General features: G+C 42.5%; 7 protein-coding genes and 1 riboswitch. All 7 genes read left to right on the top strand.

What is annotated here, in order from left to right:
* Window positions 1-146 precede the first annotated feature (146 nt).
* The 7 genes from ku (at window position 147) to ABE28_RS12975 (ending at window position 12,583) form a co-directional block, all read left to right on the top strand.
* A complete protein-coding gene (gene ku, locus ABE28_RS13005) occupies window positions 147-989 on the top strand; it encodes a non-homologous end joining protein Ku (protein WP_064467364.1) in 843 nt (280 codons plus the stop codon).
* A 410-nt stretch (window positions 990-1,399) separates the two neighbouring features.
* Window positions 1,400-2,050: an MOSC domain-containing protein gene (locus ABE28_RS13000; RefSeq protein ID WP_064467365.1), complete on the top strand. Its 651-nt coding sequence runs from the start codon at window positions 1,400-1,402 to the stop codon at window positions 2,048-2,050.
* A 109-nt stretch (window positions 2,051-2,159) separates the two neighbouring features.
* A riboswitch (SAM riboswitch) is annotated at window positions 2,160-2,258 on the top strand.
* Between the two features lie 103 nt (window positions 2,259-2,361).
* Complete coding sequence (locus ABE28_RS12995; protein WP_064467366.1) at window positions 2,362-4,209, top strand: bifunctional homocysteine S-methyltransferase/methylenetetrahydrofolate reductase; 1,848 nt, start codon at window positions 2,362-2,364, stop codon at window positions 4,207-4,209.
* Entirely contained in the window at window positions 4,202-7,651 is a 3,450-nt protein-coding gene (gene metH / locus ABE28_RS12990) for a methionine synthase (RefSeq protein WP_064467367.1), read from the top strand. Before ABE28_RS12995 ends, metH begins: the two co-directional genes overlap by 8 nt.
* A 100-nt stretch (window positions 7,652-7,751) precedes the next feature.
* Window positions 7,752-8,519, top strand: a complete 768-nt coding sequence (locus tag ABE28_RS12985; protein WP_167353403.1) for a polysaccharide deacetylase family protein — start codon at window positions 7,752-7,754, stop codon at window positions 8,517-8,519.
* 74 nt (window positions 8,520-8,593) lie between these two features.
* Window positions 8,594-9,364, top strand: a complete 771-nt coding sequence (locus ABE28_RS12980) for a dioxygenase family protein (RefSeq protein ID WP_064467368.1) — start codon at window positions 8,594-8,596, stop codon at window positions 9,362-9,364.
* 366 nt (window positions 9,365-9,730) lie between these two features.
* A complete protein-coding gene (locus tag ABE28_RS12975) occupies window positions 9,731-12,583 on the top strand; it encodes a 2-oxoglutarate dehydrogenase E1 component (RefSeq protein ID WP_064467369.1) in 2,853 nt (950 codons plus the stop codon).

Genomic DNA, 12,583 nt, shown 5'->3' with positions numbered 1-12,583 from the left:
CCTTCCGCAAATAGATGATTAACATTATTTTTTCCAAAAAAACAAAGGCTTAGAGTTGGCAAATTTTTTTTCGGTTTTTTTATGACGAAGGGGGATAATAACAGTGTTCTTAAAATTAATAAAAAATAAATTATGAGGTGACCCATATGCATACAATGTGGAAGGGGAGCATATCATTCGGTTTGGTGAACATACCGATTAAACTTCATGCGGCTACGGAAGATAAGGATATATCTTTACGGACGTTGCATAAGGAATGTCACTCACCAATTAAATATGAAAAGGTTTGCCCGGTATGCCAGAAAGAAGTGGGTAAAGATGATATCGTTCGCGCTTTCGAATATACAAAAGGAAAGTTTGTCGTCTTGGAGGACGATGAACTAGAACAACTGAAGAAACAAAATGAAGAAAAAGCTGTGGAAATCGTGGATTTCGTGAAAATAGAGGAAATCGATCCGATTTATTTTAACCGCAGTTATTATATGTCTCCCAACGACGGAGGAATAAAAGCCTATTCCCTTTTAAGACAAGCGCTTAAGGAATCCAATAAGGTAGGAATAGCGAAAATAATCATTCGTTCAAAAGAACAAATGGCTGTCATTCGAGTCGTTGATAATACGCTAGTGATGGAAACGATTCATTATCCGGATGAAGTGCGTCCTGCAGCGGATGTTCCCAATATCCCAGCTAATGATACGATCGTAAAAAAAGAAATTGATACAGCAGTCCTGTTAATTGATCAATTAACATCGACGTTCGACCCGACCAAATATACTGATGATTATCGAACCGCTTTACTTGAACTGATTGAATCTAAGAAAAAGGGACAGAAGGCGATTAGTGCCACAACAAAGGAACCGGTCGCAAACAATGTAACCGATTTAATGGAGGCATTACAGGCTTCCATTGACCGAACGAAACATGAAGAGCCGGAAAAGAAAAAAACCACCAGAAAGAAGGCGGCACCGAAAAAAAAGAAACAAGCTTAATACGAAAAAAAGCCAAGCGGAGAAGGAATGCTTGGCTTTCTGTATGTATGTTTAGCGACTATGAAGAAGTGGTCATGTCGGAAGGCGAAAGCAGGGCAAAAAAAAATCGCTCCCTAAAGAGCGACAATGAGGAATTCAATCGTGAAATCAACATATAGGCGAACCGTTGTAGTTTTCGACTATATATTGTGTTCATATTCTACCATATTTAATTCTGAAATAGCAACATTATTACGGTAACTTACTAATGATTTTTCTTGGAATTCAATGATATTTCATCCAATTCGAAAGTTGTGTGATTTTCAGTAATGGTATATTCTCCTAAAAAAACTATAGAATAAAAGGGATTTTTAGTATAATTTATTCATATAAGAATAATTCACATTTTATGAGGATTGGAAGAGGGATAAATGAATAACAAGAAAATAGTTTCACTTCAAGTCGGGAAGCCAAAACAAGAAACATTTGCGAATATCAACATATTCTCCGCGATGAGCAAACAAGCAGTCGAGACCTTAACGGTAACAAAATCGGGCATAATGGGTGACGGAGTAGGCAATGTAAAATTCCACGGGGGTCCTGATCGGGTTATATGTTTTTATCCTTATGAACACTACGCATTATGGAATGCCAAATTCTCTAAAAAACTGGATATTCCTGCATTTGGTGAAAATGTAACAGTGACAGGGATGACCGAGGATACTACATATATTGGAGATGTTTATCAAATGGGTGAAGCGATCATCCAAATTAACCAGGGAAGGATACCCTGCTCGACGATATCCCATTATAACCTCGAGCCTCGCTTTTTGAAATCAGTCATGAAAACTGGTTTCACTGGGTATTTTGCAAGGGTCATCAAAGAGGGGACCATAAAGAAGCAAGATGAGATCGTGTTACTTGAACGACATCAGGAAAAAATTACCGTTCAATACGCAACGGAGGTGATTCTCCATGGAAGGGACGGGCTGGAAGGAGCACGTACTTTATTTGCTTTGGATTCACTCGCGGAGGACTGGAAACAAAGGGCCGGAAAACGAATTCAGGCTGTAAAGAAGTGAAGTAATTATCGGAAAAATGAAAAAATGGCGAGTAAGGTATTGAAATGGACAGGTTAATCATGTAAATTAAATATAAATAAATTTTGAAATTTGTGAAAATTGAATATCGATCTTATCGAGAGAGGTGGAGGGACTGGCCCGAAGAAACCTCAGCAACCAGCTTAGGCAAAGGTGCTAAATCCAGCAAGCAGAGCTTGATAGATGAGGAGAAAGTTTCAAGAAACCTTCTTCTTTGAGAAGGTTTTTTTCCTTTTCTCTCATACTCTTAGAAAATGACAAAAACATAATCGTTTTTGAGAGAGGGTGTAATAATGAATTTTCGTAAAGAATTAAAAGAAAGAATGCTGGTAGGAGAAGGGGCAATGGGGACTTTATTATACTCCTATGGCATTGATCAGTGTTATGAGGAATTGAACTGTACGAACCCCGATCAAATAGAATCGATCCATCGTGCCTATCTGGAGGCGGGTGCAGATATCCTTCAATCGAATACCTATGGTGCCAACTTCAACAAGTTGAAGCGTCATGGGCTCGAAGATGAGGTAAGCAAGATCAATCGCCAAGGAGTCATCCTCGCTAAAAAAGCGGCAAAAGGCAAGGCTTACGTCTTCGGTACAATCGGGGCACAGCGAAGTATTAGAAAATCCGATTTGAGCATGGAAGAAATAAAGCGAGGCTTTCGTGAACAACTTTACAGCTTATTGATGGAAAATCCGGATGGGATCCTACTGGAAACATATTATGATCTCGAAGAACTGGAAACCGTATTGCAAATCGTTAAAAAAGAAACGGAACTGCCCATCATTGCAAATGTATCCATGCATGAACTGGGCAATCTCCAAAATGGGCTCCATTTAAATGATGCATTTCAAAAGCTTGAGCAATTGGGGGCAGATGTTGTTGGCGTGAATTGCCGGCTTGGCCCGCACCATATGATTCGTTCATTGGAAGAAGTGAATTTGCCAAAACATGCTTCGATTGCCATCTATCCGAATGCAAGCCTCCCGGATTATGTGGATGGAAGGCTCGTCTATAAAGCAGTTCCTGAATATTTCGGCTCGAGTGCCCTGGACTTACGTAAGCAAGGAGCGACGATCATAGGCGGGTGCTGCGGAACCACTCCCCTGCATATTCAAGCCGTGAAGAAGGCAGTTGGAAGCTTGGCTCCTGTAAATGAAAAATTCACGAAACCACGGCAAATAGAAATAATTGAGATAAACGATAGAGAAGGGGAACTTCCTCTATATGAAAAGGCCAAAACAGAAAGGACGATTCTTGTTGAACTCGATCCACCGAAAAAGTTGGGGATAGAAAATTTCATGATTGGTGCGAAAGCTTTAAAAAGTGCAGGCGTGGATTCCATTACATTAGCGGATAATTCACTTGCTTCACCAAGAATATCGAATGAGGCACTGGCAAATTTATTGAAGACCCAATTGAATGTGAAGCCAATGGTACATATAACATGTCGTGATCGTAATTTAATCGGTCTGCAGTCCCACTTAATGGGCTTGCAGACGGTGGGGTTGAACGAGATATTGATCATTACCGGCGATCCATCCAAAATCGGGGACTTTCCCGGTGCCACATCGGTTTATGATTTATCATCCTTTGATTTGATAAGCATGGTCAAACAATTTAATGAGGGTCTTTCTTATTCGGGTCAAAGTTTGGGCCAACGCGCAAATTTCAAGATTGCCGCCGCGTTTAATCCCAATGTGAAATATTTGGATAAAGCAGTGCAGCGAATCGAAAAGAAAATTGCCTGTGGTGCGCATTCCTTTTTGACGCAGCCCATTTATTCAGTCCAACAAATGGAGGAAGTTCATGAAGCGACCAAACATTTGGAAACGCCGATCTTCATCGGGATCATGCCTTTGACAAGCACGAGGAATGCCGAATTCATCCACAATGAAATCCCAGGCATCAAATTGCCGGACAATGTCAGGCGAGCAATGGCTTTAGCAGGGAATGACCCTGTAAAGGCAAGGATGGAAGGTGTTAACATTGCTAGGGAGCTAGTGGACGCAGCAAGAGATAAATTCAAGGGAATTTATTTAATCACTCCATTCCTTCGTTATGAAATGACAGCGGAACTTACGAAATATATAAAAAAAATCGATAGTAAACAAACATCAGAGGTGGCAGTGCATGAATAAAAAAGCGCTACAAGAACAGTTGGATTCCAAAATTCTCCTACTTGATGGAGCGATGGGAACCATGCTTCAGGCGGAGAATTTGACAGCAGCGGAGTTCGGCGGCGAACAGTTCGAGGGATGCAATGAATATTTATCGCTGACGCAACCGGAACTCATCCAATCCATCCATGAAAAATATTTGGCAGCAGGTGCCGATATCATTGAAACAAATACTTTTGGGGCGACAAGCATCGTCTTGGAGGAATATCAAATAAGCACGCTTGCATACAAGATTAATGAAATTTCGGCAAAGCTTGCAGTCCAAGCTTGTGAAAAGTTTTCAAACAATAGCTGGCCTAGATATGTAGCTGGCTCGATGGGACCTACGACAAAAACACTATCCGTTACAGGGGGGACGACTTTCGACATTCTAACCGATTCTTATGAAGAGCAGGCACTCGGCCTCCTGGACGGCGGTGTGGACCTATTATTGGTGGAAACGTGTCAGGACATGCTTAATGTCAAGGCCGCCTTTTCAGGAATAAAAGCGGCCTTTGCCAAAACTGGAAAAGAAGTCCCTGTGATGATATCCGGTACGATCGAACCGATGGGCACAACACTCGCCGGTCAATCAATAGAGGCTTTCTATTTATCGGTCGAGCATATGAAGCCTGTTGCAGTCGGCCTGAATTGTGCAACAGGACCGGAATTCATGATCGATCATATCCGGACACTTGCAGAGATAGCAAACAGCGCGATTAGCTGTTACCCGAATGCTGGACTTCCGGATGAAGAGGGACACTATCATGAGTCGCCTGCTTCACTTGCAGAGAAAATGAAGCAATTTGCCGAAAAGGGCTGGGTCAATATCATTGGCGGATGCTGCGGTACGACCCCTGAGCACATAAGTGAGCTTTCTAGGGTTCTTGATGGCTTGCAGCCTCGCCTAAGGGCTGAAACTGCTCACGGACATGCCGTATCAGGCATAGAGCCCCTCATTTATGAAGAGTCAATGCGACCTTTATTCGTAGGTGAAAGGACGAATGTTATCGGATCAAGGAAATTCAAGGAGCTGATTCGTGGGAAGCAATACGAGCCAGCTGCCGAAATAGCACGTGCCCAGGTGAAAAAAGGTGCACATGTAATTGATATTTGTCTTGCAGACCCGGATGGCGATGAACTAGGCGATATGAAAGAATTCGTGGAAGAGGTCGTCAAAAAGGTGAAGGTGCCATTGGTGATCGATACGACGGATGAATCCGTTCTTGAGCAAGCATTGAAGCATTCGCAAGGGAAATCAATCATTAATTCCATTAACCTTGAAGATGGTGAAGAGCGTTTTGAAAAAATCGTACCATTTATCCATCAATACGGTGCCGCCGTCGTCGTGGGAACCATCGATGAAACGGGAATGGCAGTCGATGCTGAACGGAAAATCGAAGTGGCCACCCGTTCTGTTGATTTGCTTGTTAATAAGTATGGACTGAACAAAAGTGATATCATTTTCGATCCGCTTGTATTCCCGGTCGGTACCGGAGATGAGCAATATATCGGTTCTGCGTTGGAAACGGTTAAAGGTATTAAAGCAATCAAAGATAAGTTTCCGGAATGCTTGACGATACTCGGCATATCGAATGTTTCATTCGGCCTGCCAGCACGGGGAAGGGAAATCCTGAATGCCGTATTCCTTTATCATTGTACAAAAGCAGGCCTCGATTACGCCATCGTGAATACGGAAAAGCTTGAACGCTTCGCCCTGATACCTGAAGATGAGGTGAAATTGGCCGAGGCACTCCTATTCGAGACATCCAGTGAAACATTGGCCATCTTCACTGAATTTTATCGTGGCAAAAAAGCGGAGAAGAAGGATGATGGCGTTCTCCTGCCATTGAACGAGCGTTTAGGGAACTATATCATCGAAGGGACGAAGGAAGGCTTAATTGAAGACTTAAACAAGGCAATTCAGCGTGGAGATGCTCCGTTGGAAATCATCAATGGGCCATTGATGGCTGGGATGGCTGAAGTGGGAAGATTATTCAACGACAATCAGCTTATCGTTGCAGAGGTTCTTCAAAGTGCAGAGGTGATGAAGGCGGCAGTGTCACACCTTGAGCCGCTGATGGAGAACTCCGAAGATAGCGCGAAGAAAGGAAAAATCCTTTTAGCGACTGTGAAGGGTGATGTGCATGATATCGGTAAAAATCTAGTGGATATCATTCTTTCGAATAATGGCTACGAAGTGATTGATCTAGGTATTAAGGTTGCGCCCCAGCAAATCATTGAAGAAGTACGAAAACATGAACCAACGGTCATTGGCTTATCAGGCTTACTTGTAAAATCGGCACAGCAAATGGTCTTGACGGCACAAGATTTAAGGCATGCGGGGATAGATACCCCGATATTGGTTGGAGGGGCTGCCTTATCCCGTAAATTCACCGATTTTAAAATATCACCAGAGTATGGCGGCCCGGTTCTTTATTCCAAGGATGCGATGGATGGCTTGGCGGTAACGAACATTTTACATGACTCGAACAAAAAAGTGGTGTATTTGGAGGAACTGGTCGAGAAGCGGGAAAAATCGAAAGCGAATGCTGCCATTGCTGCCACGATGGAGAAGCCTGCTCGAAAACAATCGAATGCTGCCCCTTTGAGTAACGTTCCTGTTCAAAAACCGCGTGATACGAAGCGTCACGTTTTGAAAAACTATCCCTTGGATGTCATCCAGCCATACATTAATCGGCAAATGCTGATTGGGCATCATTTGGGATTAAAGGGCAAGGTAGCGGACCTGATCAAGCAAGGGAATGAAAAAGCGGTGCAGCTGAATGACCTTGTCGATGAGCTGATTGAATTCCTAAAAACGGAACCGGATTATGGGTTACATGCCATTTATCAATTTTTCCCTGCACAAAGTGATGGAGACAAACTCTTGGTTTATAACCCGGATGATCCTTCGGAGATATTGGAAACGTTCGATTTTCCTCGGCAGGATACCAATCCGCATCTTTGTTTAGCGGATTTTGCCAAGCCCGTCTCGTCGGGAGAACTGGATTATGTTGGATTCTTCCTCGTGACAGCCGGTAAAGGAATCAGGAAGTGGGCAGAAAAACTAAAACTTGAAGGTGATTTTCTGAAAAATCATGCTTTGCAATCACTTGCACTTGAAACGGCGGAGGGATTTGCTGAAAGAATGCACCAATTGATGCGAGATGATTTAGGGATAAGCGATCCAATTGAAATGTCCATGAAAGAGCGGTTTGCAGCTAAATATACGGGACAAAGATTTTCATTTGGCTATCCCGCTTGCCCGAATCTGGAAGACCAGGAGAAGCTGTTCCGCCTCCTGCAGCCTCAGGATATTGGCGTGGAATTGACTGAAGGATGCATGATGGAGCCGGAAGCGTCGGTTTCTGCAATCGTTTTTGCTCATCCGGAAGCACGTTACTTCAATGTCGATCGCTAAATGAATGGATAAGGCAGCGGTATTTTTTACCGCTGCCTTTTTTGCGCATGAAACCCCTCCGTTAGTACATCTTAAAGGTCAAGAGGAAGGGGAGCGAAAGATGAAGAAGCTGTCAGTATTATTACTTTCAATGGTAAGTTCTTTTATTATATGTATGCTTTTGACGGCTCTGGGGCCGATTCATGTCCATGCTATGGTACCTGAAGAAATGATCCCGCTCGTTAAAAGTAAAGAAAACCAGAAAATCGCTTATTTGACTTTCGATGATGGACCATCATTGAATACGATGGATATATTGGATATATTGGACCGCTATCATGTTAAGGCGACATTTTTCGTGATGGGTAATGAAGAGCCATATGCCAAGAAAGGTTATGAGGAAATGATATCCCGAGGGCATGCGCTTGCCCTGCATTCCTATACACATGATTATGCAATCGTCTATCAATCGCCTGAGGGCTTCTTTCAAGATTTGAATCGTTTAGAATCGAAGCTGCAAACGGAATTTGGTATAAAGAGCCGTATTGTACGCCTTCCAGGGGGTTCGAATAATTTACTTAGGCATCAAGCCGCAACAAGACCTATCATTAATGGAATCCTTCAACAATTAACGGAAAAAGGCTATACTTATGTCGACTGGAACATTGATTCGACAGACGGTATCAGTCCGACGATCAGTGAACAGCAAATCATTTCTTCCGTACAAAAAGGGACGAAAGGTCAAAAGCATGTTAATATCTTATTGCATGATATCAATAGTATGAAAAATACCGTGAAGGCACTGCCCGATATTATCGAATTCCTAAAAAAAGAAGGGTATTCTTTTGATACTATTGATGAGACAACCCCCAAAATGCAATTTAATTGATGAACAGTTCGTTTATATATAGTAAATTAAGGGTGGGGTTAAGAGATTATATTGCGAAAGGATTTATCGTTTCTATGATGCCATCATTGTTTTTATCACATGGTACACCTTTATTGGCTTTGGAAAATAATGGATATACTGCTTTTTTGAAGGAATATACGAATGCTATGAATAAACCTGCTGCAATCGTTATCATGTCTGCACATTGGGAAAGCGAAGAGCAGTTGATTTCGGCAGTGAGGAAACATCAGGTCATTTATGATTTTGTTGGTTTTTCTGAAGAAATATTCAAAATTACCTATCCTGCTCCAGGGTGTTTGGAGCTGTCCGACCGGATCTTAACTTTATTTTCCAGTATCGGAGTTTTGGGCGAGCTTGATGATAGACGCCCTTTGGATCATGGGGCATGGGGGCTATTGCACATCATGTATCCGGAAGCCGATATCCCGATCGTATCGCTGTCCATCAATCCTGAACTTCCATTAAACAAACAATATGAAATCGGAAAAGCATTGGCGGAACTAAAAGAGGAAAATGTCCTGATCATCGGGAGCGGCGGAATCGTACATAATTTCACGCACATTCAGAAGGATATGAATGTTGCGGAGGGCTGGGCAATCAATTTCGAAAACTGGGTAGAAGGAAAAATCATGGCATGGGATTTGGAATCTTTATTCAACTATGATCAATACGCTCCATACAGTATGGATGCAGTGCCCACCAAAGAGCATTTCATTCCTTTGATCATCGCCATGGGAGCAGGAGATGGACACAAAAAGGCGACTATGCTGCATAGGACTTTTCAATACGGCAACTTAAGTTTGACAGCTTGGAAGTTTGATTGATTTTTAAGGGTTTTTCCGCCTGGTTAAATAGACCCTCCGGCAATCGAATATACGAAAATACGTAAATCTTTTTTTAGCGAAAAAAGACTTTAATGAGCAAAAAAGTCAATTAAAGGCGCATAATGACGAATTAAGCAGAAATATAGTTGCAAAAAGGTTGCATAAAGTGGTTTAACCTTTGGATATTTCGACAAAAACATGTTAATATAACATCTGAAAACGTTTTATCCTTTAAAATTTTATTATTCATGACCAAAGTTAATTAATTATCATTCATATATTTGGCGAATAGTTAGAAGAAAGAAATTTGGGGATGGATAAAACGAATTGAAAAAAATTATGAGAGAAATTTGGGGGTTTACAAAAATGACCATCAAGGATGCTAAGGCATACGACCCATGGAGAGCTTTTTCAGGTCCAAACCTTGGGTATGTCATGGAGCAATACGATCTATTTCAAGCCAATCCGGAAGAAGTAGATCCGGAGCTGAAAAACTTTTTTGAAGTATCAGGTCCTCCTTCATTCGATGTATCGGCAGAAACGACAATCGGAAGTGCACCAATTGTACAAACTGGAGAAGTTCTTCCAATGAAGAAAATTATGTCTGCAGTGAAGCTAGCGGAAAACATCCGCGCTTACGGACATCTTGCTGCGAACATTTATCCTTTAAAAGAAGAAGCACTGGATACTGAACAAATTCACTTTGAAAAATACGGCTTAACTGCAGATGACTTAAGAAAGATACCGGCTGACTTTATTTGTCCAGAATCACCAAAGGACGTAAAAGACGGATACGATGCCGTACAATACCTTAAACAACTTTATACAAAAACGATAGCCTTTGAATTTCACCATGTTAATGACTTGGAAGAAAAGCAATGGCTTACAGATATGGTCGAATCCGGAAGCATGTTCCCGGAAGTGACTAAAGAGAAAAGAGAACTGTTACTAAAACGGCTGAATGAGGTGGAAGGGTTTGAAAAATTCCTTCACCGCACATATGTCGGCCAAAAACGTTTTTCTATAGAAGGTCTAGATATATTAGTGCCTATCCTAGATGAAATGATTTCACAGACGGTCCAAAACGGAACAGGTAATGTAAATATCGCCATGGCCCACCGCGGACGCTTGAATGTGCTTGCACATGTACTAGGCAAGCCATATGAAGTCATCTTCTCGGAATTTCAACATTCGCCAAATAAAGATTTGGTTCCTTCCGAAGGTTCGACAGGGATTAACAATGGGTGGACAGGTGATGTCAAGTATCATTTAGGTCTTGATAAGCAAATCACCAAAGCCAACATACAAAAAGCAAGAATCACTCTTGCCAATAACCCTAGTCACTTGGAAGTAGTCGGTCCAATCGTGGAAGGGTATTCCCGTGCGGCACAAGAAGACCGTTCGGCAAAGGGATTCCCAGCACAGGATATTTCCAAGTCACTAGCCATCCTGATACATGGTGATGCAGCGTTCCCAGGTGAGGGAATTGTACCGGAAACATTCAACTTAAGCCGTTTACGCGGATATCAAGTTGGTGGTGCCATCCATATCATCGCCAATAACATGATTGGTTTTACAACGGAAAGTGAAGATTCACGTTCAACCAAATATGCCAGTGATTTGGCTAAAGGCTTTGAAGTGCCGATCGTGCATGTGAATGCGGATGATCCTGAAGCATGTATCGCTGCAGTGAACCTTGCTAACCAATACCGTGAGAAATATAAAAAAGATTTCTTGATCGATTTGATCGGTTATAGACGTTTCGGCCATAACGAAATGGATGAGCCGTTGGTGACTCAACCTGAAATGTATGCTTTGATCCATAAGCATAAAACAGTCAAAGACCTTTATGGGAACAAGCTGATTCATTCTGGTGAGTTCACGGAAGAAGAAGTGAAAGCTATCGCAGAGCAAGTGGATACAAGGCTTGCCGACGCCTATGCGAAAATTTCTGGAAACAAACCAGAAGCTTCTAAAGAGTGTAACCCTCCTGGCATCATCGAAAAAGGAATTCCGACCATCGAGACAGGAGTTCCGAAGCAAGAACTGGTTTCGATCAACGAAGAACTTGTTCAGTGGCCGGAAGGATTCACTCCTAATAAGAAATTAGGAAAGATCTTGTCACGTCGCTTGGATTCCTTTGCACCTGAGGGTAAAATTGATTGGGCTCATGCCGAAACGCTAGCATTTGCGACCATTTTGAACGATGCTACGCCAATTCGCTTGACAGGGCAAGATTCAGAGCGCGGAACATTCGCTCAGCGTAATATCATGTTACATGACAGTGTGAATGGAAAAACTTATTCACCACTTCACACACTTGAAATGGCCAAAGCTTCTTTCGCTGTCCATAACAGCCCGCTGACTGAAACGGCAGTTTTAGCGTATGAATATGGGTATAACGTATTCGCGCCTGAAACACTGGTACTATGGGAAGGGCAATTCGGGGATTTCGCCAATACTGCACAAGTCATCTTTGATCAATTCATCGCTGCCGGCCGTGCAAAATGGGGTCAGAAATCAGGACTTGTCATGCTGCTTCCGCACGGATATGAAGGACAAGGACCAGAGCACTCAAGTGCACGCCTTGAACGTTTCCTGCAATTGGCGGCTGAGAACAACTGGACCGTTGCCAACTTAAGTTCGGCAGCTCAATACTTCCATATCCTTAGAAGACAAGCTAAGATTTTGGATCAAGAGCAAGTACGCCCGCTTGTCATCATGACACCGAAGAGCATGCTTCGTAACCAAGTGATGGCTTCTGCATCTTCGGAATTCAGCGAAGGTTCGTTTGAATCGTTCATGGAAACGAAGGCGTTAGGCAAAAAACCTAAATCGGTTGAACGCATTGTCTTCGCAACCGGTAAGTTGGCTGTTGAACTTCGTGAAAAAGCGGCAGCTGAAAAAAATACGGAATGGCTGCAAATCATCAGTATCGAAGAGATTTACCCATTCCCATTCACTGGGGTTCAAGAAGCGTTGAAAAAATATACAAACCTGAAAGAAATCTTCTGGGCTCAAGAAGAACCTAAAAATATGGGGGCTTGGACATTTGTTGAACCACGCCTTAATGCAGCGGCTCCTCGTAACCTTTCCGTCACATATATCGGAAGGAAACGCAGATCAAGCCCGGCTGAGGGAGATCCACTTGTCCATAAAAATGAACAACAACGGATTATGACTCAAGCGATCACACGCAATAATGAGGGGGAGAAATAA

The sequence above is a fragment of the Peribacillus muralis genome (assembly GCF_001645685.2).
Classification (GTDB): domain Bacteria; phylum Bacillota; class Bacilli; order Bacillales; family DSM-1321; genus Peribacillus; species Peribacillus muralis_A.
The sequence above is the reverse complement of the archived record's forward strand: the minus strand, read 5'-3'. Positions and strand labels throughout refer to the sequence as shown.